Annotated in this window: 22 protein-coding genes; 9 read left to right on the top strand and 13 right to left on the bottom strand. The window is 69.7% G+C overall.

Going from position 1 to position 21,939, the window contains the following annotated elements:
• Positions 1-50: 50 nt before the first annotated feature.
• The 3 genes from pta to pyk all read left to right on the top strand — a co-directional run bounded on the left by pta (position 51) and on the right by pyk (position 4,838).
• On the top strand, positions 51-2,177 hold the full coding sequence (gene pta, locus ACTWQI_RS08190) for a phosphate acetyltransferase (RefSeq protein ID WP_443268896.1): 2,127 nt from the start codon (positions 51-53) through the stop codon (positions 2,175-2,177).
• On the top strand, positions 2,174-3,352 hold the full coding sequence (locus ACTWQI_RS08185; RefSeq protein ID WP_443268894.1) for an acetate kinase: 1,179 nt from the start codon (positions 2,174-2,176) through the stop codon (positions 3,350-3,352). The genes pta and ACTWQI_RS08185 overlap by 4 nt, the downstream gene beginning before the upstream one ends.
• Before the next feature lie 61 nt (positions 3,353-3,413).
• Positions 3,414-4,838 (top strand): pyruvate kinase, encoded by a 1,425-nt coding sequence (pyk, locus tag ACTWQI_RS08180; RefSeq protein WP_443268892.1) that lies wholly within the window; start codon positions 3,414-3,416, stop codon positions 4,836-4,838.
• Positions 4,839-4,917: 79 nt separating this feature from the next.
• Here the strand turns inward: pyk and ACTWQI_RS08175 are convergent, their stop codons facing one another.
• The 4 genes from ACTWQI_RS08175 to ACTWQI_RS08160 all read right to left on the bottom strand — a co-directional run bounded on the left by ACTWQI_RS08175 (position 4,918) and on the right by ACTWQI_RS08160 (position 9,111).
• Positions 4,918-6,267 (bottom strand): hypothetical protein, encoded by a 1,350-nt coding sequence (locus tag ACTWQI_RS08175; protein ID WP_443268890.1) that lies wholly within the window; start codon positions 6,265-6,267, stop codon positions 4,918-4,920.
• A complete protein-coding gene (locus ACTWQI_RS08170; RefSeq protein WP_443268889.1) occupies positions 6,242-6,757 on the bottom strand; it encodes a DUF6114 domain-containing protein in 516 nt (171 codons plus the stop codon). Before ACTWQI_RS08170 ends, ACTWQI_RS08175 begins: the two co-directional genes overlap by 26 nt.
• Positions 6,758-6,851: 94 nt before the next feature.
• Positions 6,852-7,469, bottom strand: a complete 618-nt coding sequence (locus tag ACTWQI_RS08165) for a DUF6230 family protein (RefSeq protein WP_443268887.1) — start codon at positions 7,467-7,469, stop codon at positions 6,852-6,854.
• Between the two features lie 667 nt (positions 7,470-8,136).
• Complete coding sequence (locus ACTWQI_RS08160) at positions 8,137-9,111, bottom strand: tetratricopeptide repeat protein (protein ID WP_443268885.1); 975 nt, start codon at positions 9,109-9,111, stop codon at positions 8,137-8,139.
• A gap of 219 nt (positions 9,112-9,330) precedes the next feature.
• Between ACTWQI_RS08160 and ACTWQI_RS08155 the strand changes: the two genes are divergently transcribed.
• Complete coding sequence (locus ACTWQI_RS08155) at positions 9,331-9,981, top strand: TetR/AcrR family transcriptional regulator (protein ID WP_443268883.1); 651 nt, start codon at positions 9,331-9,333, stop codon at positions 9,979-9,981.
• A 403-nt stretch (positions 9,982-10,384) separates the two neighbouring features.
• On the opposite strand, the gene ACTWQI_RS08150 is transcribed toward ACTWQI_RS08155, so the two are convergent.
• The 5 genes from ACTWQI_RS08150 to ACTWQI_RS08130 all read right to left on the bottom strand — a co-directional run bounded on the left by ACTWQI_RS08150 (position 10,385) and on the right by ACTWQI_RS08130 (position 13,894).
• A complete protein-coding gene (locus ACTWQI_RS08150; protein ID WP_443268881.1) occupies positions 10,385-12,085 on the bottom strand; it encodes an acyl-CoA mutase large subunit family protein in 1,701 nt (566 codons plus the stop codon).
• A gap of 168 nt (positions 12,086-12,253) precedes the next feature.
• Positions 12,254-12,586: a DUF3817 domain-containing protein gene (locus ACTWQI_RS08145; RefSeq protein WP_443268879.1), complete on the bottom strand. Its 333-nt coding sequence runs from the start codon at positions 12,584-12,586 to the stop codon at positions 12,254-12,256.
• Positions 12,587-12,629: 43 nt separating this feature from the next.
• Positions 12,630-13,139 (bottom strand): MarR family winged helix-turn-helix transcriptional regulator, encoded by a 510-nt coding sequence (locus ACTWQI_RS08140; protein WP_443268878.1) that lies wholly within the window; start codon positions 13,137-13,139, stop codon positions 12,630-12,632.
• 42 nt (positions 13,140-13,181) lie between these two features.
• Positions 13,182-13,520 (bottom strand): MTH1187 family thiamine-binding protein, encoded by a 339-nt coding sequence (locus tag ACTWQI_RS08135; protein WP_443268876.1) that lies wholly within the window; start codon positions 13,518-13,520, stop codon positions 13,182-13,184.
• Positions 13,517-13,894, bottom strand: coding sequence for a DUF3817 domain-containing protein (locus tag ACTWQI_RS08130; RefSeq protein WP_443268875.1), 378 nt, complete (start codon positions 13,892-13,894; stop codon positions 13,517-13,519). The genes ACTWQI_RS08135 and ACTWQI_RS08130 overlap by 4 nt, the downstream gene beginning before the upstream one ends.
• A 135-nt stretch (positions 13,895-14,029) precedes the next feature.
• Here ACTWQI_RS08130 and ACTWQI_RS08125 point away from each other — a divergent pair, with 135 nt between their 5' ends.
• The 4 genes from ACTWQI_RS08125 to ACTWQI_RS08110 all read left to right on the top strand — a co-directional run bounded on the left by ACTWQI_RS08125 (position 14,030) and on the right by ACTWQI_RS08110 (position 16,689).
• Positions 14,030-14,668 carry an AIM24 family protein gene (locus ACTWQI_RS08125; RefSeq protein WP_443268873.1) on the top strand — a complete coding sequence of 213 codons (639 nt, stop codon included), beginning with the start codon at positions 14,030-14,032 and terminating at the stop codon, positions 14,666-14,668.
• A complete protein-coding gene (locus ACTWQI_RS08120) occupies positions 14,668-15,318 on the top strand; it encodes an AIM24 family protein (protein WP_443268871.1) in 651 nt (216 codons plus the stop codon). The genes ACTWQI_RS08125 and ACTWQI_RS08120 overlap by 1 nt, the downstream gene beginning before the upstream one ends.
• On the top strand, positions 15,315-16,091 hold the full coding sequence (locus tag ACTWQI_RS08115) for an AIM24 family protein (RefSeq protein ID WP_443268869.1): 777 nt from the start codon (positions 15,315-15,317) through the stop codon (positions 16,089-16,091). The genes ACTWQI_RS08120 and ACTWQI_RS08115 overlap by 4 nt, the downstream gene beginning before the upstream one ends.
• 121 nt (positions 16,092-16,212) lie before the next feature.
• A complete protein-coding gene (locus ACTWQI_RS08110; RefSeq protein ID WP_443268867.1) occupies positions 16,213-16,689 on the top strand; it encodes a MarR family winged helix-turn-helix transcriptional regulator in 477 nt (158 codons plus the stop codon).
• A gap of 3 nt (positions 16,690-16,692) precedes the next feature.
• On the opposite strand, the gene ACTWQI_RS08105 is transcribed toward ACTWQI_RS08110, so the two are convergent.
• Both ACTWQI_RS08105 and ACTWQI_RS08100 read right to left on the bottom strand, forming a co-directional pair.
• A complete protein-coding gene (locus ACTWQI_RS08105; protein ID WP_443268865.1) occupies positions 16,693-18,099 on the bottom strand; it encodes an ATP-binding protein in 1,407 nt (468 codons plus the stop codon).
• Positions 18,092-18,757 carry a response regulator transcription factor gene (locus tag ACTWQI_RS08100; protein ID WP_443268863.1) on the bottom strand — a complete coding sequence of 222 codons (666 nt, stop codon included), beginning with the start codon at positions 18,755-18,757 and terminating at the stop codon, positions 18,092-18,094. The genes ACTWQI_RS08105 and ACTWQI_RS08100 overlap by 8 nt, the downstream gene beginning before the upstream one ends.
• 112 nt (positions 18,758-18,869) lie before the next feature.
• On the opposite strand from ACTWQI_RS08100, the gene ACTWQI_RS08095 reads away from it, so the two are divergent.
• Positions 18,870-19,283, top strand: a complete 414-nt coding sequence (locus ACTWQI_RS08095) for a PepSY domain-containing protein (protein WP_443268861.1) — start codon at positions 18,870-18,872, stop codon at positions 19,281-19,283.
• Between the two features lie 207 nt (positions 19,284-19,490).
• On the opposite strand, the gene meaB is transcribed toward ACTWQI_RS08095, so the two are convergent.
• Together meaB and ACTWQI_RS08085 are read right to left on the bottom strand one after the other, a co-directional pair.
• The gene (gene meaB, locus ACTWQI_RS08090; protein ID WP_443268859.1) at positions 19,491-20,450 is read right to left on the bottom strand and encodes a methylmalonyl Co-A mutase-associated GTPase MeaB; all 960 of its coding nucleotides are present in this window, start codon (positions 20,448-20,450) and stop codon (positions 19,491-19,493) included.
• Between the two features lie 166 nt (positions 20,451-20,616).
• The gene (locus ACTWQI_RS08085) at positions 20,617-21,828 is read right to left on the bottom strand and encodes an acetyl-CoA C-acetyltransferase (protein WP_443268857.1); all 1,212 of its coding nucleotides are present in this window, start codon (positions 21,826-21,828) and stop codon (positions 20,617-20,619) included.
• Between the last annotated feature and the right edge of the window lie 111 nt (positions 21,829-21,939).

Here is a 21,939-nt window from a genome sequence, read left to right as displayed (position 1 = left end):
AGCCGCTGCAGACGATGCAGACCCTGCGTTTCGAGGATCGGAGAGCACGCGTGACGCGCAGCGTGTACGTGACCGGGATCGATCGGGGCGACGGCCGACAGGTCATCGAGCTGGGGGTGATGGAGCTCCTGACCCGGCATGTCGACCGGGTGGGGGTGTTTCGCCCGCTGGTGCACGACGGCCCGGACCGGCTCTTCGAGCTGCTGCGCGCCCGCTACCGGCTGAGCCAGCCCGCGGAGGCCGTGTACGGCATGGACTACCACGAGGCTGCCGACCTCCAGGCCGAGAAGGGCTCCGACGAGCTGGTCTCCCGGCTCGTCCAGCGCTTCCACGGGGTGGCCAGGGACTACGAGTTCGCCCTCGTCCTCGGCACCGACTTCGTGGGCACGAACCTCCCGGCGGAGATCAACCTCAACGCCCGGCTCGCCAATGAGTTCGGCGCCTCGGTGATCCCGGTGGTCGGCGGCCAGAACCAGGACGCGGATTCCGTACGCGCCGAGGTCCGCAACGCGTACGCCGCCTACCACGCGCTCGGCTGCGACATCGTCGCCATGGTCGTCAACCGGGTCGCTCCCGAGGACCGCGAGGCCATCGTCGAGCGGCTCGCCGCCCGGCTGCCGGTCCCCTGCTACGCGCTCCCCGAAGACCCCTCGCTCTCCGCCCCCACCGTCCAGCAGATCGTGCACGCGCTCGACGCCGAGGTGCTGCTCGGCGATTCCGCGGGACTGGCCCGGGACGCCCGGGACTTCGTCTTCGGCGGCGCCATGCTGCCGACCTTCCTCGGTGCTCTGACCGAGGGCTGCATGGTGATCACCCCCGGCGACCGCGCGGACCTGATCGTCGGCGCGCTCGCCGCCCACAGCGCCGGCGCCCCGCGCATCGCGGGCGTGCTGCTCACCCTCGACGAGCGGCCGGGCCCGGACATCATGGCCCTCGCCTCGCGGCTCGCTCCCGGAACCCCGGTCGTCTCGGTGCCGGGCAAGAGCTTCCCGACGGCGGGCGAGCTGTTCCGGCTCGAGGGCAAGCTCAACGCCGCCTCGCCGCGGAAGGCGGAGACGGCGCTCGGGCTCTTCGACCGGCATGTGGACACGGCCGCGCTGACGAACCGGATCTCCCTGGCCCGCTCCGCTCGCGTGACGCCGATAATGTTCGAGCACGAGCTGATCGAGCGGTCCCGGTCGAACCGCCGCCGGGTCGTCCTGCCGGAGGGCACCGAGGAGCGGGTGCTGCGCGCCGCCGACGTGCTGCTGCGCCGCGACGTCTGCGACCTCACCCTGCTCGGCGACGAGGACGCGATCCGCAAGCGCGCCGCCGAACTCGGCATCGACCTGGGCGACGCCCACCTCATCGATCCGCAGACCTCCTCTCTGCGGGACCGGTTCGCCGAGATCTACGCCCAGCTCCGGGCCCACAAGGGGGTCGGCTACGAGCTGGCGTACGACGTCGTCGCCGATGTCTCGTACTTCGGCACGCTGATGGTCGAGGAGGGCCTGGCCGACGGCATGGTCTCCGGGGCCGTGCACTCCACGGCGGCCACCATCCGCCCGGCCTTCGAGATCATCAAGACCGCGCCCGACGCCCAGATCGTGTCCTCCGTCTTCTTCATGTGCCTGGCGGACCGGGTGCTGGTCTACGGCGACTGCGCGGTGAACCCGGACCCGGACGACGAGCAGCTGGCCGACATCGCCATCCAGTCGGCGGCCACCGCCGCGCAGTTCGGCGTCGAACCGCGGATCGCGATGCTGTCGTACTCCACCGGCACCTCCGGCTCCGGCGCGGAGGTCGACAAGGTGCGCAAGGCCACCGAGCTGGTCCGCAAGCGCCGCCCGGACCTGGCCGTCGAGGGGCCGATCCAGTACGACGCCGCGGTGGACGCCGCCGTCGCCGCGACCAAGCTGCCGGACTCCGAGGTCGCCGGCCAGGCCACCGTGCTGATCTTCCCCGACCTCAACACCGGCAACAACACCTACAAGGCGGTGCAGCGCTCCGCCGGCGCGGTCGCGGTGGGTCCGGTCCTGCAGGGTCTGCGCAAGCCGGTCAACGACCTCTCGCGCGGGGCACTCGTCCAGGACATCGTGAACACCGTGGCCATCACCGCCATCCAAGCCCAGGGAGGGCGGTCCGGCGCCACGCACCCGACCGCCCCGCACCCGACACAGAAGGCGCAGACCGCGTGAACGGCAACTCCCGCGGGGGCTCCGGGGGCACCCGCGTCCTCGTCCTCAACTCCGGCTCCTCGTCGGTGAAGTACCAGCTGCTGGAGATGGCCGGTGGTGCCGGCGACCGGCTCGCCTCCGGCATCGTCGAGCGCATCGGCGAGGTTCCCGAGATCCCGGACCACTCCGCCGCGCTCAAGCAGGTCGCGGACGAGCTGGCCGCCCAGGGGCTGGGACTTGACTCGCCGGAGCTGGCGGCGGTCGGGCACCGGGTGGTGCACGGCGGCACCCGGTTCACCGAACCGACGCTGATCACCGACGAAGTGGTGGCGGCGATCGAGCGGCTGGTGCCGCTGGCGCCGCTGCACAACCCGGCGAACATCACCGGAATCAAGGTGGCGCGTGCGCTGCGCCCGGACCTTCCGCAAGTCGCCGTCTTCGATACCGCCTTCCACGCCACGATCCCCGACTACGCCGCGCGGTACGCGATCGACACCGCCACCGCCGATGCCCACGGCGTGCGCCGGTACGGCTTCCACGGCACCTCCCACGCGTACGTCTCCCGGGCCACCGCGCGGCTGCTGGGCAAGGAGCCCGCCGAGGTGAACACGATCGTGCTGCACCTGGGCAACGGCGCCAGCGCCTCCGCGGTCGAAGGCGGGGTGTGCGTGGACACCTCCATGGGCCTGACCCCGCTGGAGGGCCTGGTGATGGGGACGCGTTCGGGCGATCTCGACCCAGCCGTGATCTTCCATCTGTCGCGGGTCGGCGGCATGACCACCGATGAGATCGACACGCTGCTCAACAAGCGCAGCGGGCTGCTCGGCCTGTGCGGCGACAACGACATGCGCGAGATCGGCCGCCGGATGGACGAGGGGGACACGGCTGCCCAGCTGGCCTTCGACATCTACATCCACCGGCTGCGCAAGTATGTCGGCGCGTACACCGCGGTACTCGGGCGGGTGGACGCCATCGCGTTCACCGCAGGCGTGGGCGAGAATTCCGCCGCCGTTCGCCAAGCGGCCCTGCGCGGGCTCGGTTCCCTGGGGATCGAAGTGGATGCGGTGCGCAATGCTGTACGTGGCTCATCAGCGAGGCTGATCTCGGCTCCCGGCGGCCGGGTGGCGGTCGCCGTGGTTCCCACCGACGAGGAACTGGAGATCGCTACGGAGGCATACGCCCTGGTCAGCACCTGAGTCTCGGATTTTCGCACAGCTCCAATATTCCGGCCGGAAACAAACCGATAGGATCGCCCACATGCGCCGTTCCAAAATCGTCTGCACCCTGGGCCCCGCCGTCGACACCTACGAGCAGCTGAAGTCGCTGATCGAGGCCGGCATGAACGTGGCCCGTTTCAACTTCAGCCACGGGACCCACCCGGAGCACGAGGAGCGATACCACCGCGTCCGCAAGGCGTCGGAGGAGACGGGCCGGGCGGTCGGTGTGCTGGCCGACCTCCAGGGCCCGAAGATCCGGCTGGAGACGTTCGCCGAGGGTCCGGTCGAGTTGGTGCGCGGTGACGAGTTCACCATCACCACCGAGGACGTGCCGGGCGACAAGAGCATCTGCGGCACCACGTACAAGGGGCTGCCCGGGGACGTGTCCAAGGGCGAGACGATCCTGATCAACGACGGCGCGGTCGCGCTCCAGGTCGTCGAGGTCGACGGGCCGCGGGTGCGCACCATCGTCATCGAAGGCGGCGTGATCTCCGACCACAAGGGCATCAACCTGCCCGGCGTCGCCGTGAACGTCCCGGCGCTGTCGGAGAAGGACATCGAGGACCTGCGCTTCGCTCTGGGTCTCGGGGTCGACATGGTGGCGCTGTCGTTCGTGCGGGACGCCGGCGACATCCGCGATGTGCACCGGATCATGGACGAGGTGGGCCGCCGGGTGCCGGTCATCGCCAAGGTCGAGAAGCCGCAGGCGGTGGCGAACATGGAGGAGGTCGTGCTGGCCTTCGACGGCGTCATGGTGGCGCGCGGCGACCTCGCAGTGGAGTACCCGCTGGAGAAGGTGCCGATGGTCCAGAAGCGGCTCATCGAGATGTGCCGCCGGAACGCCAAGCCGGTGATCGTCGCGACCCAGATGATGGAGTCGATGATCAACTCGTCGCGGCCCACCCGCGCCGAGGCGTCCGACGTGGCGAACGCGATCCTGGACGGCACGGACGCGGTGATGCTGTCGGCCGAGTCCTCGGTCGGCAAGTACCCGATCGAGACGGTCAAGACGATGTCCCGGATCGTGGAGGCGGCGGAGGAGGAGCTGCTCTCACGCGGGCTGCAGCCGCTGGTGCCGGGCAAGAAGCCGCGTACGCAGGGCGGTTCGGTGGCCCGCGCGGCCTGCGAGATCGCCGACTTCCTGGGCGCCAAGTCGCTGGTGGCCTTCACCAAGTCCGGTGACACCGCGCGCCGCCTGTGCCGCTACCGGGCCCAGCAACCGATCCTGGCCTTCACCACGGACGCGTCGACTCGCAACCAGCTGACGCTGAGCTGGGGCGTGGAGTCCTACATCGCGCCGTACGTGGAGAACACCGACGCGATGGTCGACCTGGTCGACGCGGAGCTGCTGAAGCTGAACCGCTACGCCGCGGGCGACACCATGATCATCACGGCCGGCTCCCCGCCCGGTGTCCCCGGGACCACCAACATGGTCCGGGTGCACCACCTCGGCGGGAAGTTCTGACCGAAGGCGCTCCCGACACGGCTGTGGGCCGCACCCCCCCGAGGGGTGCGGCCCACAGCCGTAGTGAGGTGGTCCGCCGTCAGTCGCCCGTGCTGAAGCTGTGCAGGCCCGGGACGGTGAGCGTGCCGCCGAACTGGCCCGCCTGCACGACGTTGACGTTGGTGAAGAAGGCGAAGGGCACGTTCAGCGGAGGCGGAGTCTCGGGGCTGAAGGTGACGGGGATCAGCCCGAACAGATTGCCCTTCAGCTCCTCGGTGTACATGGTGACCGTGCCGCCGCGGATCGTGGACGTGCTGCCCTTGCGGGCCTCCACATGAGCGGTCGTCCCCTTGGGTCCGACCACCAGCTGGTGCAGGTTCTCGATGTCCGTTTCGTCCGCGGTGAACTTCAGGACCTTCTTGACCTTGCCGCTGTAGGTCTTGACCTCGACGATGCCCTTGAAGTCCAGACCGCGCAGGGTGAGCTTGGAGCTCTCCAGCCGCCACGACTCGTCCGGCAGCAGCGGAACTCCCGGCTCAAGGTCGGCGGCGGCCAGCGCCTTCGGGTCGCGGGTCGGGCAGGGGAACGGCTCCTTGCCGTCCTGATCCTTACCGTCCGCCGCGGCGCCCGGCTTCGCGGACTCCGCGGACCCCTTGAGGCCGTCGACGGTCTTGTCGACGTTCTTCTTGAGGTCCTCGACCTTCGCCCCGACCTGGTCCGCCGCGTCCTTGATGGCTTCCTTGCTCTGGTCCGCCGCGTCCTTGCCGGTCTTCTCGACCTGGTCCGCGACCTCCTCGGCGGGCTTCGCGGCGGGCAGGTCCGGCTTCGGAGCGGCGGTGCTGGAACTCGGCTTCGGCGCCGGGCTCGAGCTGCTCTCCGTCGGCGCGGGCTCCTCGTCGGGCCCGTCGAAGATGTCCTTGATCTTGTCACCGAGGCCCAGCGGATCCAGCGGGTTCTTGGACTCCGACTCCTCCGGAGTGGGCTCGGCCGACGGCTTCGCGGCCGGGTCCTCGCTGGAGGACGCTTCGGGCTTCGGCAGATCCAGGTCCTTGTCCAGGCCGCCGCCGACGGATCCCGTCTCGCTCGGCTCCGGGAGCAGCCCGGGCTTCTCGCTCGGCTTCGCCGACTCGGACGGCTTCGGCTTCTTCGACTCCGACGCGGACGGCGACGCCTCTTCGCGCGGCTCGTCCGACCGCGTCACACAAGGTCCGGGCGCGAACGGGTTGGTGGGCGTCTCGTCGGCCAGCGCGAGCTTCGGGGTGAGTCCCATGCCCACGAATACCGCCGTGGGCATCGCGGCCAGGGCTATCGCCTTCCCCGCCGGCATGTGGAACTTGGTGAACAGTGACTTCTTCGGGGCCGCGTGCCGTGGACCCGAACGCGCCACGGAATCACCGCCCCCGGCCGTACCCGGCCGGGCTTCGTCATCGAGCACGGTGCCTCCCGCCATGCGCATCAACGGTGTCCTCGGTCCCGTCCAACAGGTTGTCCTCATAGGGCGCGGTGCCCGGTCCGCCGCTCGACCGCTTCGCCGCCTCGCCCGCGGGAGCGGCCGGTGCCCAGGAGATGGACAGTGCGCCGCCGATCAGGGCCAGCAGGAAGCCGATCATGAATCCGCCGAGGTTGGACACCGGAATGGAGACCAAGGCCAGCAGGATCGAGGCGACACCCGCGAACACTCGCACGATGTGGTGGAACCACATCGTCAGGCCGAGGGTCACCAGCAGCACGCCGATGATCAGCGAGCCCGCGCCCGCCGTGGTGGCCATGCGTACGGTCAGCTGGCCGACCTTGAGATTGGCATACGGGAGGTAGGCGATCGGTACTCCGCCGAGGATCGTCAGCAGGCCCGCCCAGAACGGCCGGCTACCGCGCCATGCGCGGAAGCGAAGCCGCCAGTATCGAATTCGGTCACGCAGCCCTGGTGACTCGGCGCTCATGGAAAACAGCTCCCTGGGACCGGCGTTGTACAAAAGAAGGTGAGGGAGGGCGGGCGGGAGGCGCAGGTGCCTCCCACCCACCCGGGGCGAGTGCCTAGTAGCACTCCTTGACGCCCTTGTGGAGCTTCATGCTGAGCCCGCTCAGCTTGAAGGTGCCGGCGCTGGTGGCCCACGCGGTCTGCTTCACGTCGGTCAGGACGGCGCTGTCCGCCTCCTGAGCGAATCCGGCAGGGCTCGCGTGATCGCCCTTCTTGATGCCGGGGCCCTTGGTGCTGGAGCCGGCGGCGATACCGATGTTGATGTTCTTGAACGTGGCGTCAGCGTTGAGCTGGGCCACGTCGATGTACAGGTTCTCCGCCTCGACCGGCGCCTTGTTGCCGGCCGTCAGCTCAAGGGACACCGTGCCGATGAGCGGAATGCCCGGCGTGACGACGGACTGGCACATTCCGTTGATCTTCGCGCTCTTGAACGCGGAGACCGCGACGGGAACGTTCTTTCCGCCGACCTGCGTGTCGTAGGCCCCGTACTGAACGAAGCCGGTGCCCTCGAGCCGCTCAGCGGCGACCTTGAACTGCTGGCCGGACACGCTGAACGACGCTGCGAGCGCACCCTGCGACAGGGCCACACCGATCGCGGCGGTGGCCGCAACGCTGGGCACCATGACGACGGCGAACCGCTTCCATCTGGTCCCGCCACGAGCCAGGGACTCCATGACTTTCCTCCTTCTCGGACGTACATCTCCGGCGGCGCCCGTGGGCAGACCCGGCCTGGGATGGGAGAAGTGCTACGTCCTCGGGAAGGAGAGCGCCGTGGTCGAAGGCGCGATATGCATCTCGAACACTGGCGATCACCCCCGAGCGACAACCACTGGCCACGCTCTTGCGCAACCTTTCTGGACAGGCCCTGCGGTGAGGCAGAGACCCCCCTGTCCAAGGCCGGCGCCGAAGTGCCGACCTGCTCGGTGGGGACCCAGTGACCCGGTGGCGCGATTGGTTGTCGCACTGCGGGAATGGACCGAGCTTGGCCGATCGTGGTCCATTCACGAGCCAGGCACAAGGGGTTCGTTACTAGCGAGTAACGGGGTGATAACCGATCCGTGGCCGATGCATCTCGGCTGGGCACACAGGGTCGTCGAGGCCCCGCCCGTTTGGGCAGGCCGAATGGCCACATAGGCGGACAAGACGGCGTGATCGTCCTACTGCCAGTAACAGCGGCCGCGATTACCAAGTTTTGGTAAAGCGCGGCCGCTGTGATCACTGAGGTACCGTTTTCCGCACTCTGTGGTGCGACCGTCACCCCTTCTACGCTGTCGTGTGCCTGTTCCGTCGCAGAGAATCGATGATTTTTCCCGCGGGGCGGGCGCTTCGCCCGGGTCCGCGTCAGAAGAGCACGCGAGCCAGCGCGCTCCGCGCCGCGGTCACCCGCGGATCATCACCACCGATCACCTCGAAGAGCTCAAGTAGTCGTACCCGTGCGGTATCCCGTTCATCCCCCGCCGTGCGCCTGACCGTCTCGACCAGCCGGCCGAAGGCGTCTTCGATGTGCCCGCCGGCCAGATCGAGGTCAGCGGCGGCCAGCTGCGCGGTGACATCGTCCGGGCTGTCGGCCGCGGTCTTGCGAACCGACTGCGGGTCCATGCCCTGCACCCGCTGGAGGAGTTCCGCCTGGGCCAGACCCAGCTTCGCCTCGGGGTGGGTCGGATCGTCGCTGAGCACATTCCGGTACGCCTGGATCGCACCGCCCAGATCGCCGGAGTCCAGCGCCTCGTGCGCCGCGCCGAGCACGCTGTCGTACGGGCCCGGGGGCGGCGGTGGGCCCTGCGCCTCTGCTGCCACCCCTTCGCCGCCCTCCGGCGCGACCGGTGTGCCCGCGATGCCGAAGCGCTGCTCGGCCGCCTGGATCAACTGGTCCAGCACCTGCCGGATCTGCGCCTCCGGGGCGGCGCCCTGGAACAGCGGGAGCGCCTGACCGGCGATCACCGCGAAGACCGCGGGGATGCCCTGCACTCCGAACTGCTGGAAGAGCACCTGATTCTGGTCGACGTCGATCTTGGCGAGCACGAACCGGCCGGCGTACTTCCCCGCCAACCGCTCCAGCAGCGGTCCGAGCTGCTTGCACGGCTCGCACCACTCGGCCCAGAAGTCGATGACAACCGGGACCTGATTCGAGCGCTGGATGACGTCCCGCTCAAAACCCGCCTCGTCGACGTCGAAGACCAGCGGCGACGGGCCGGCCTCGGCGCCGCTGCGGGCGGCTTCCGCCCGAGCCTGCTCTGCCTTCTGCTTCGCTTCCCCGGCGGCCTTCACCGCGGCGAGGTCGACGACTCCGCTCATGGACATGTTCCGTGGCTGCATGAGTACATCCTCCCCCTTCCGCGCGAAGATCGGAAAAGCAAGGGCGCGGAGCCGAACTGGTGCTCGCGCACCGGCTGCGTCCCCTGGCCGCCCTCAGGTGCGCAGGGTCCCCACCCGCGCGCCAGTGGTCATGGCTCTTACGATACGACCCGTAGCGTATCTGGTCCCACCCCTGTCGGGGCAAGCCCCCCTCGGGTACCGGGAGGTAGGGTCGCCCGCATGCGCAGCACCACCCCACGCCGTACCGGCAGTGCGGGCCGCCCGGGCCGTCCGCGCAGCGCCGACGCCGACCGCGCGATCCTGGACGCGACGCGGGCCGCGCTGGTCGAGCTCGGCTGGGGAAAGCTGACGATGGGCGATGTCGCAGCGCGGGCCGGGGTGGCCAAGACCACGCTCTACCGGCGCTGGTCGAACAAGAGCGAGCTCGTCGTGGACGCCGTGGCCGTGCTCTTCGACGAGTTGGAGCTCCCCGACCGGGGCGGGCTGCGGGCCGACGTCGAGGGTGTGGTGCTGCAGTTCGCCACCCTGCTGGAGCGCCCGGAGGCCAAGACCGCGCTGATGGCGGTGGTCGCCGAGGCCACGGCGGACGAAGCGCTGCGCGGGCGGATCCGTACGGCGATCGTCGAGCGCCAGAAGCGGCTGGTGCTGCTCGGCCGGGAGCGCGCCCAGTCCCGCGGCGAGCTGCCGCCGGACGCCTCTGGCGCGGAGGGCGAGGCGGCGGCGGCCCGCGCCGTGGACCTGATCTTCGACGTGATCGCGGGCGCGGTGGTGCACCGCTCACTGGTGAGCAGTGCACCGGTCGACGCGGCCTGGGCCCGCGAATTCAGCGCACTGCTGCTGCGCGGCCTCGCGGCGGGTCAGCCGCGCTAACCCGGCGACGCGGGCCTGTCCGGCTTCCCAAGCCACCTCCCCCAGACTCCGTCTGGGAGATGCCCCCAGGAGTGCCCCAGCCGGGCTTCGGCGCCGTCGTCGCTCGCCGTCGCGGCGGACATCAACGGCTGCCGCGAAGGCAGGAAATCACCCGGCGGAGCCCGGGTGGGGCACTCCTCCAGATACCAGCCGGTCCGCGGCGCGTGGTTGCTCGTCGTTGCGGCGGACAGAGACACCTTGCCGCCGGCGAGAAGCCAAGGAGTCCGGTCGGTCTCAGCCCGGCGGAGCCGACCTGAGGTGCCGCGGCGCCGTCAGCCGCGGCGGCCAACACCCCGCCGGGGTGTGGGGCACGGCCCGGCAGAGGGCGGGCAGGTGGGAAGAGCGCGCCGCAGGCGCAGGGTGCTCAGAAGCCCGCGGGCTCCGTGTACGTGCCCCACTCGTCGCGCAGCGCCCCGCAGATCTCACCAAGTGTGGCCTCGGCCCGGACCGCCTCCAGCATCGGCTCGATCATGTTGCCGCCGCCCCGTGCGGCGGCCAGCATGCCGTCCAGCGCGGCGCGCACCTTCGCGTCGTCCCGCGCCGCCTTGCGGGCGGCCAGGACGCGGACCTGCTCGCGCTCGACTTCGTGGCTGACCCGCAGGATCTCCAGTTCGCCGGTGACCGACGGCAGATGGCAGTTGACGCCGACGACCTTCTTCTCGCCCTTCTCCAGGGCCTGCTGGTACCGGAAGGCGGACTCGGCGATCTCGCCGGTGAACCAGCCGTCCTCGATGCCGCGCAGTATGCCGGAGGTGACCGGTCCGATGGGGTGCTGGCCGTTCGGCACGGCCCGCCGTCCCCGCTCCGTGATCTGCTCGAAGATCCGCTCGGCGTCGGCCTCGATGCGGTCGGTCAGCGCCTCGACGTACCAGGAGCCGCCGAGCGGATCGGCGACGTTGGCCACGCCGGTCTCCTCCATCAGCACCTGCTGGGTGCGCAGCGCGATCTCCGCGGCCTGCTCGCTGGGCAGAGCCAGGGTCTCGTCGAGGGCGTTGGTGTGCAGGGAGTTGGTGCCGCCGAGGACGGCGGCCAGGGCCTCGACCGCGGTCCGTACGACGTTGTTGTACGGCTGCTGGGCGGTCAGCGAGACACCGGCGGTCTGTGTGTGGAACCGCAGCCACTGGGCCTTCTCGGAGGTGGCGCCGTACATGTCCCGCATCCAGCGGGCCCAGATGCGACGGGCCGCACGGAACTTGGCGATCTCCTCGAAGAAGTCGACATGCGCGTCGAAGAAGAAGGAGAGCCCGGGCGCGAAGGTGTTGACGTCCAGCCCCCGGGAGAGTCCCAGTTCGACGTATCCGAAGCCGTCGGCGAGGGTGTACGCGAGCTCCTGCGCGGCCGTCGCCCCGGCCTCGCGGATGTGATAGCCGGAGACCGAGAGCGGCTTGTACGCGGGGATGCGATGCGCGCAGTGCTCCATGAGGTCGCCGATCAGGCGCAGATGGGGCTCCGGCTGGAACAGCCACTCCTTCTGCGCGATGTACTCCTTGAAGATGTCGGTCTGGAGCGTGCCGTTGAGGACGGCCGGGTCGACGCCCTCCCGCTCCGCCGCGACCAGGTACATGCAGAAGACCGGGACGGCCGGCCCGCTGATCGTCATCGAGGTCGTCACATCGCCCAGCGGGATGTCCCGGAAGAGGATCTCCATGTCGGCCGCCGAGTCGATGGCGACGCCGCAGTGCCCGACCTCGCCGAGCGAGCGCGGGTCGTCGGAGTCCCGGCCCATCAGCGTCGGCATGTCGAACGCCACGCTCAGCCCGCCGCCGCCGTTGGCCAGGATCATCTTGTAGCGCTCGTTGGTCTGCTCGGCGTTGCCGAAGCCGGCGAACTGGCGGATGGTCCAGCTCCGGCCGCGGTACCCGGTGGCGTACAGACCTCGGGTGAACGGGAACTCGCCCGGCCAGCCGATCCGCTCGAATCCCTCGACGTCGGTGCCGGGCTCGGGTCCGTACACGGGATCGACGGAGTCGCCCGACAGCGTCGAAAAGTCGGCATCGCGCTTGCGCGCGGCGTCGTAGCGCGCCTGCCAGCGGCGGCGCCCCTCTTCGATGGCTGCAGCATCCATGCGGTGTCTTCCGCCTCTCTGCGCCCTCGCACGAGCCCACGACGGCGGTCGGCCGCCGGCGGCCCGCTCCGCAAGGCCAAGAATTACTAGGACGTCCTAGTAATTGTCCTCGCACGACCACCCCGAGCACAAGTGGGGTCTCGGGGCGGTTTCTCGACGCTGTCGCCGTCAGGCCTTCACGGGGTCGGCCACGACCGCCCCCACCAGCGGTTGCACCTCACGGGCGACCTTGCGCTCGACGAAGAAGGCGGCGGTCGGAATCGTGCCCGAGAGCAGGACCCAGAGCAGCTTCCCGAAGCCCCACTTCGCCTTGGAGCCCAGGTCGAAGGCGAAGATCAGGTAGACGATGTAGAGCAGGCCGTGGATCTGGGAGACCACGAACGTGACGTCCGCTCCCGTGTGGAAGCCGTACTTGAAGATCATGCAGGTGCACAGCACCAGCAGCATCACGGCGGTGACGTAGGCCATGACCCGGTAGCGGGTCAGCACGCTCTTTTTCATGGCGTCGAGCGTAACGGGAGGATCCGGGCGATCTTCGACCGCCCTACTCCTCCTCGAAGTCCCCCGCCGCGATCCGCAGCGGCCGCAGCATCGCGAAGATCTCGGCGCACTCCTCGGCGTCGTAGGCGCTCAGCCCGAAGTCCATCGCCATCAGGTCGCGGGTCGCCGACTCGACGACCCGCCGCCCCTTGTCGGTGATCGAGGCCAGCGTGCCGCGCCCGTCGTTCGGGTTCGGCCGCTTGTCGACCAGCCCGGACCTCACGAGGCGGTCGACGGTGTTGGTCACCGACGTCGGGTGCACCATCAATCGCTCGCCGATCTTCGACATGGGCAGCTCACCGGCCTTGCTGAAGGTGAGCAGGACCAGCGCTTCGTAGCGGGCGAAGGTCAGGCCGTACGGCTTCACGGCCGCGTCGACCTGCGCGAGGAGGATCTGCTGGGCCCGCATGATCGAGGTGATCGCGGCCATGGACGGCACGGACCCCCATCGCTGCTTCCAGAGTTCATCGGCCCGGGCGATGGGATCGAAGGGAAGGCTGAGCGGCTTCGGCACGTTTCGACCTTACCGGCCGGTCATATGGTGGTCAGCCCCGTCTCAGACTTCGGGAGGGGATTGGGGCTCCCGGGACGGCCGAGGCTCGGGCGCAGCCAGATGGCGCTCCATCGTCTCGACCTTCGAAGTCAGCGCGTCCGTCACGCCAGGCCGGATGTCGGCCTTCAGGACCAGCGAGACTCTCGGCGCCCGCGCCTCCACGGCGGCGACGGCGCGTCGCACGACGTCCATGACCTCGTCCCAATCGCCCTCGATCGAGGTGAACATGGCGTCCGTACGGTTCGGCAGCCCGGACTCGCGGACCACGCGCACGGCATCGGCGACGTACTCCCCCACGTCCTCGCCGACGCCCAGCGGGGTGACCGAGAACGCGACGATCATGCCTTGGCCACCGCGTCCCCGGCCTCGCCAGGGGCAACCCGCTCCTTGCCGGCGCGGTCGGCGATGACGCGGTCGCGCTCCTCGCGGCGCAGAATGCGGTCGCCGAACAGGCCTCCGAAGGGCAGGAGGGCGAGCAGCAGGAAGAAGGCCACCCGCTTCAGGGGCCACTTCGCCCGGTTCCAGACGTCCGCCAGCAGGACGACGTAGAGGACGAACAGCACGCCGTGGATCATGCCGAGCGGCATCATCAGGAAGTCGATGTCCGAGACTCGGCTGAGCAGCGAGCCGAAGATCAGCAGCGCCGGGAAGGAGAGCGCCTCCGGGACGGAGACGAGGCGCAGTCGGTGCAGGGCGGAAGCGGTCTTGATGTCCACGGAGGGCCACCTTCGGTTTGTGAAAGCGGGCACAAGCTGTCCCATTGTGGCAGTCTGCTGCGCCGGTCGTTTATCAGGGTCCGATCCGGGGTGATGACCCTGCCCCGACCCGCTTCAGCCGGATACCGTCAACCCGTGGCTCAGTTTCGACTCCAAGGCAGCAAGGTGCTCGCCGTCGACATGACCGGCGACACCGTCAAGGCCAAGAACGGCTCGATGGTCGCCTATGACGGCCAGATGGCGTTCAAGAAGTTGTCCGGCGGCGGCGAGGGCATCCGCGGCATGGTCACTCGGCGGATCACCGGCGAACAGATGACCGTGATGGAGGTGAAAGGCCGTGGCACCTGCTACTTCGCGGACCGGGCGAGCGAGATCAACCTGGTGAACCTGCACGGCGAGAAGCTGTACGTCGAGGCGGACAACCTGCTCTGTACCGACGGCGGGCTGCGTACCGGCACGTCCTTCACGGGCCTGCGCGGCGCCTCGCAGGGCAACGGCCTGTTCACCACCACGGTCGAGGGCACCGGTCAGGCCGCGATCATGTCCGACGGCCCGGCGGTCGTCCTCCGAGTGACCTCGCAGTACCCGCTCCAGGTGGACCCGGGGGCGTACGTCGCCCACACCGGTGATCTGCGCCAGCACTTCCAGTCCGGGGTCAACTTCCGCAGCTTTATGGGCGAGGGCTCTGGCGAGGCCTTCCAGATCCGCTTCGAGGGCGAGGGCCTGGTGTACGTACAACCCAGCGAGCGCAACACCGTCGGTGGGGAGATCTGATGCCGTTCCGGGAGATCAACTTCAAGATGGTCGAAGCCCAGATCCAGCCCGGCCAGCGGATGTTCAGCCAGCGCGGGGCGATGCTCGCGTACCAGGGCGAGGTGACCTTCACCCCCAACGTCCAGGGCGGTCAGGGCGGATTCACCTCCATGATCGGCCGGCGGATCGCGAACGAGGCCGCCCCGCTCATGACCGTGGAGGGAAGCGGCACGGTGATGTTCGGCCACGGCGGCCACCACATCCAGGTGATCAACCTCTCCGGGGACACGCTCTACGTCGAGGCCGACCGCCTCCTCGCCTTCGACGGGACCCTGCAGCAGGGGACGATGTTCATGGGCTCCCAGGGCGGGGTGATGGGCATGGTCCGCGGCCAGGTCACCGGCCAGGGCCTGTTCACCACCACGCTCAAGGGACACGGTGCGGTCGCGGTGATGGCCCACGGCGGCGTGATCGAGCTGCCCATCACCCCCGACCGCCCCGTCCACGTCGACCCGCAGGCGTACGTCGCACACCACGGAGACGTACGCAACAAACTGTCCACCGCCCTCGGCTGGCGCGACATGGTGGGCCGCGGCTCGGGCGAGGCGTTCCAGCTCGAGCTCTCAGGAAACGGCGCCGTGTTCGTCCAGGCCTCGGAGGAGAAGCTGTGACCACGCACCCCACCGTCCTCGACCCGCACACCCTGCCGGTCGACGAGAACGTCAACCCGTACACCTTCTGCGTCGACCTCGAGGGCCAGTGGTTCCTCCAGAAGGGGAAGATGATCGCCTACTACGGGCGGATCGACTTCCACGGCATCGGGCACGGTCCCCTCGACCGCCTGGTCGCGGGCAGTTTCCACTCGCCGCTGCACGCCGCGGACTGGGTCGTCGCCGAGGGCCAGGGCAAGATGCTGCTGGCCGACCGAGCCTTCGACGTCAACTCCTACGACCTCGAGGACGGCAACCTCACCATCCGGTCGGGCAACCTGCTGGCCTTCCAGCCCGGCCTTTCCCTGAAGCAGTCGATCATCCCGGGCTTCCTCACCCTCATCGGCACGGGGAAGTTCGTGGCCGCCTCGAACGGGCCGGTGGTCTTCGTCGAGCCGCCCGTGCGCGTCGACCCCCAGGCCCTCGTCGGCTGGGCCGACTGCCCCTCGCCCTGTCACCACTACGACCACCAGTACCTGCGGGGTGTGCTGGGCGGGCTGCGGGCCCTCACCGGCATCGGCGGCACGTCGGGCGAGGAGCACCAGTTCGAGTTCGTGGGCGCGGGCCAGGTTCTGCTCCAGTCGACGGAGCTGCTGATGCCGGAACAGGCGACCGGTACCGTCCCGCATCAGGACGGAGTGCCAGGTGGGGGCCCGGGCACCCCGCCCGCCGGGCCGTCGACGCCACAGCTCCCCGGTTCGCTGGGGGGTCTCCAACGCCGCTTCGGGCTGTGAGCGGTAGTCTGCGGAGTGTAACGTCGAACGCGTGCACCCACGCAGACGTCCAGGGGGGACGGACGGCGTTGCTTGTCATGCCAATAGTCCGGAATTCAACATTACTAGGTAGAATCAGTCTATGGAGACCGAGACGGATCCCCGCTGGCTCAATGACCAGGAGCAGCGGGCCTGGCGTACCCACCTCGATGTGAACAAGCTGCTGATGTACCAGCTCGAGAAGGATCTGCAGCCGTTCGGTTTGACCAACAACGACTACGAGATCCTCGTGAACCTCTCGGAGTCCGAAGCGCAGCGGATGCGGATGAGCGACCTCGCAGCCGCGACCCTCCAGTCCAAAAGCCGGCTCTCCCACCAGATCACCCGGATGGAGAACGCCGGGCTGGTCCGCCGCGAGCACTGCGAGTCCGACCGGCGCGGACTCTACGCCGTGCTCACGGACCTGGGTTCAGAGACCATGCAGAAAGTCGCGCCGCACCATGTGGAATCGGTCCGGCGGCATTTCATCGACCTTCTGCCACCAGGAGAGTTGGAAGCCTTGCGCGAATCCCTGGCACCGGTGGCCAACCACCTCCGAGCCCGCCGCGGCCGCGGCTGACGGTCACGCCGGCGGAAGGCGCAGCGTGAACAGTGCGCCTTCCGCCGGAGATTCGCCCACCGTCAGCGTCCCGCCATGGCGCTCGGCGACGTCACGGGCGATGGCGAGCCCCAGCCCCGCCCCGCCGTCGTCCCGGCTCCTCGCGTCGTCCAGGCGGACGAACCGCTCGAAGATCCGCTCACGCTCGGCCTCGGGCACGCCGGCTCCGTCGTCGGCCACCTCCAGCACTGCCCAGCCGCCCTCGGCCCGGAGCGTGACCCACACCTCCGCGGCGGCATGCCGCTGCGCGTTGTCCAGCAGATTGCCCAGCACCCGTGCCAACTGCCCGCGCGATCCCGCCACCTCACACTGCTCCCGCACCTCGGCCCGCACCGGCACACGGTCGTTCGCGCGTTGCGACAGCTCCTCCCGCACCAGCGCCGCCAGCTCCACCCTGCTCCCCTCCCTGGGCCGTTCCCCCGCATCGAGCCGGGCGAGCAGCAGCAGGTCCGCCGCGAGCTGCTGGAGCCGTACGGTGTCCTGGACCGCACCGCCGACATCGAGCAAACCGGGGTGCGAGGCGGCCACTTCCAGCTGCGTCCGCAGGCTCGCGATGGGGCTGCGCAGCTCGTGCGACGCGTCGGCGACGAACCGCCGCTGCCGCTCCACCGAGGCCTCCAGCGCCGCGAGCGTCTCATTGGTCGTACGCGCCAGCCGAGCGATCTCATCGTGGGTGTCCGGCTCCGGCACGCGTCGGGACAGGTCCGCGGAGGCGGTGATGGCGGCCATCTCCCCTCGGATGCCCTCGACCGGCCGCAGCGCCCGCCGGGTCACCAGCCAGGTCACTCCCGCGACCACCACGAGCAGCAGCGGCAGGCCGACGGCCATCGCCGTGCGCACCTCGCCGACCGCCTGCTGCTGGGTGTCGAGCGGGGAGCCCGCGTACACGGTCACGGTCTCGCCCGTGGGCGTCGTCGCCTCGACACGGGCGAAGCGGTAGTCCCGCGTCTCGCCGTCCACCGTGGCGGTCCCGGTGCCGAGCCGCGCATCGTCCGAGGAGACCTCGCCGCTCGCAGGAACGTCGTCCTCGTCGTCGTCCGGATCCGCCGGCGGCTCGTCCTCCGGGCTCACATCACGGCTCCTCGTGCCCCGTACGGCCTCCAGGTCCTCGCTCACCGCCAGGACCCTGCCTCGGTCGCCGACGACCTGCACCGGGTCCTCCGGCAGGTCGAGACGGCCGTACGCCACGCCGGTCGCCAGCTGGCCTGCGACCTCACGGGCCGCCACCTCGGCCTGCAGATCCGCCTGATCGATCAGGTTCGTGCGCAGCACCAGCAGGACCGCCAGGCCCGCGGCGACCAGCGCGACCGCCACCACCGCCGTGGCACCCAGCGCCGCACGTGACCGTACCGAGCCGAAGACCCTACGCACGGTCGGCCACCAGCCGGTACCCGGCGCCCCGCACGGTGCCGATCGCCGAGGCCCCGAGCTTCCTCCGCAACGCGCTCACGTACACCTCGACGATGTTGGGGTCGCCCTCATAGGCGAAGTCCCAGACGTGCTCCAGGATCTCGGCCTTGGACACGACCTCCCCGGCCCGCATCGCGAGCTGCTCCAGCACCGCGAACTCCTTGGCGGTCAGCACCACCTCGTCGTCCCCCCGGAGCACCCGCCGGGCCGCCGTGTCGACGGTCAACTCCCCGACCCGCAGCACGGGCGAGGCCGTCCGCCCCCGCCGCCTCAGCAGCGCCCGGAGCCTGGCCACGAGCACCACGTACGAGAACGGCTTGGTCAGATAGTCGTCGGCGCCGGTGTCCAGCCCTTCGGCCTCGTCGTACTCCCCGTCCTTCGCCGTGAGCATCAGAATCGGAACATCACTCCCGGCCGCCCGCAGCGCTCCGCACACCCGGTAGCCGTTCATCCCGGGCAGCATGATGTCGAGGACGACCAGGTCGTACGACCCCTCGCTCGCCCGGTACAGGCCCTCGGTCCCGTCGTGCACCACATCAACGGCGAAACCCTCCGCCGTCAGCCCTTTGGCCAACGACAGCGCAAGCCGCTTCTCGTCCTCCACGATCAACACGCGCATGCGACCAGCCTCCCAAAGCCAACCTGAAGAAGGCTTCAGGCGACTTCAGCCTGCCTTCAGGATCACTTCGCCACGGTGGATCCCGACCGCAACCAAACTCGGGAGGAACCTGATGAAGCGCAACATCGTCATCGCGACAGTCGCCGCAGCGGCGCTGATAGGCGGGGGTTCGGCGACCGCCTTCGCCGTGGCGGGCGACGACGCCGCGGACTCCGCGCGGACATCGGCGGTACGTGTCCCTGACGACCACGACGACCAGCCCCGCGAACGGACCGCGGACGACGACTGCGACGAGGCCCGCGAGACGACGGACGGGACCGACGCCGACAGGGCGATCGAAGCTGCCCTGCGTACGGTCCAGGGCAGGGTCTCCTCAGCAGAACTCGAGGACGACGGGACCTGGGACGTGGAGATCCAGGGTAAGGACGGCAAGGAGCACGACCTCCGGGTCGACCCGAAGACCGGCAAGGTCACTGCTGACCACCCCGACACCGACACGGACGACGACCGCGACTCGGACGACTGACCGCCTAAACCAACCGGCAGCCGCCCACCGGCAAGAGGGGGCCGGGGTCGTAGGGATGGGGGTTCTGGACGCTGACGTGTATTTGTGGGCCGCCAGGGCCCGTAAATATACGGTCCAGGACCCCCATCCCGGAGGCCACGGCCCCCGATCCACGGACACCGGAGGTCCCGGCCCACGAGCAGTACGAGCGATGCGCCCGGAGCCCGATCAGCCGCCGTTCGTCAACCCTTCGACCAACTCGTCCGCCGCCGCGTACGGATCGGTCTCCCCCGCCACGATCCGCTCCGCGAGCGCGCCCAGCCGACGGTCCCCGTGCAGGTCACCGATCCGCTCCCGCAACCGTGTCACCGCGATCGTCTCGATCTCATGCGCCGCCCGCAGGGACCTGCGCTCCGCGAGAACCCCGCGCTCCTCCATCCAGGCGCGGTGCTTCTCCAGTGCCTCCACGACCTCGTCGATGCCCTCGCCCCGCGCAGCGACGGTCTTCACGATCGGGGGACGCCAGTCCCCCGGAGCCCGCGCTTCGCCCAGCCCCAGCATGTGGTTGAGCTCGCGGGCGGTCGCATCCGCGCCCTCCCGATCGGCCTTGTTCACCACGTACACATCGCCGATCTCCAGGATCCCGGCCTTCGCGGCCTGGACCCCGTCCCCCATCCCCGGCGCCAGCAGCACCACCGACGTATCGGCCTGCGAGGCGATCTCGACCTCCGACTGCCCGACGCCCACCGTCTCCACGAGGATCACGTCACAGCCCGCCGCGTCCAGCACGCGGATCGCCTGCGGCGCGGCCCAGGCCAGTCCGCCCAGGTGGCCGCGCGTCGCCATCGACCGGATGTAGACGCCCGGGTCCGAGGCGTGGTCGCTCATCCGGATCCGGTCGCCCAGCAGGGCTCCGCCCGAGAAGGGCGAGGACGGGTCGACGGCCAGCACCCCGACCCGCTTCCCGGTCTTCCGGTAGGCGGTCACCAGCCCCGACGTGGACGTCGATTTGCCGACGCCGGGCGAACCGGTCAGCCCGACGACGTAGGCCCCGCCGGTGTACGGGGCCAGCGCCGCCATCACCTCGCGCAGCTGCGGCGACGCACCCTCCACCAGCGAGATCAGCCGGGCCACGGCCCGGGGCCGGCCCTCGCGCGCCTGCTCGACCAGGGTGGGCACGTCAACCATGGATGCTTCGCTCCTCACGCTCGTGGGGGCACCTCCCAGCGGTAGCTGGGAGGGTCCGCCCGGCACCCGCCGTCCGAGCCGATGCCCGGCCCCCGGCAGGTGCCCAGGCAACCGATGCGTCGACCCGACGTGGACAGGGTCGGCGGCACCCCGCCGACCCTCCCCCTTACTTCTGCCCGTTCTGCGGCACGCGAATGATCAGCGCATCGCCCTGCCCACCGCCACCGCACAGCGCAGCGGCCCCCGTACCGCCACCGCGCCGCTTCAGCTCCAGCGCCAGATGGAGCACGATCCGCGCACCCGACATCCCGATCGGATGCCCCAGGGCAATCGCGCCACCATTGACGTTCACCTTTTCGGGGGAGACCCCGAGGTCCTTCATTGACTGCACGGCGACCGCGGCGAACGCCTCGTTCATCTCGATCAGATCGAGATCCTCGACGCCCAGCCCTTCCTTGCCCAGCGCATGCTGAATCGCATTGCTCGGCTGCGACTGGAGCGAGTTGTCCGGCCCTGCCACATTCCCGTGCGCCCCGATCTCCGCGATCCAGTCCAGGCCCAGCTCCTCGGCCTTCGCCCGGCTCATCACCACGACGGCGGCCGCGCCGTCGGAGATCTGCGACGACGTTCCCGCCGTGATGGTCCCGTCCTTGGCGAAGGCGGGCCGCAGCTTGCCGAGCGACTCGGCCGTGGTCTCCGCCCGGATTCCCTCGTCCTTCGAGAAGATCACCGGCTCGCCCTTGCGCTGCGGGATCTCGACCGGGGTGATCTCGGCGTCGTACAGCCCGTTCTTCTGCGCCGCGGCGGCCCGCTGGTGGGACAGCGCGGCGATCTCGTCCTGCTCGGCCCGGCCGATGCCCAGCCGGGTGTTGTGCTTCTCGGTCGACTCGCCCATGGCGATGCCCTCGAAGGAGTCCGTCAGCCCGTCGTGGGCCATGGCGTCGAGCATTTCCACAGCGCCGTACTTGAAGCCCTCACGGGACTTCGACAGCAGATGCGGGGCGTTGGTCATCGACTCCTGCCCACCGGCGACGATCACGTCGAACTCGCCCGCGCGGATCAGCTGGTCGGCGAGCGCGATGGCGTCGAGCCCGGACAGACACACCTTGTTGACAGTGAGCGCCGGCACGTTCATCGGGATCCCGGCCTTGACGGCGGCCTGCCGCGCCGGAATCTGCCCGGCGCCCGCCTGCAGAACCTGGCCCATGATCACGTACTGCACCTGGTCGCCGCCGATGCCGGCCCGGTCGAGCGCGGCCTTGATGGCGAAGCCGCCGAGGTCGGCCCCGGAGAAGGTCCGCAAGGACCCGAGCAATCGCCCCATGGGCGTACGGGCGCCTGCGACGATCACGGAGGTGGTGCCGGTCGTACCAGTCATGAGGGTCCCCTAGGGAGAGGAAGTGAACGAGGGTTTACGTCAATGTACTGAGCAGTACGCCCGCGGTCACCGGTCCGCAGGTGTGATCGCGCGCACGTTGCGTAACCATGT

The organism is Streptomyces sp. KR80, assembly GCF_052245555.1.
GTDB lineage: Bacteria > Actinomycetota > Actinomycetes > Streptomycetales > Streptomycetaceae > Streptomyces.
Note: the sequence above shows the minus strand (reverse complement) of the source record. Positions and strands in the feature narration are given on the sequence as shown.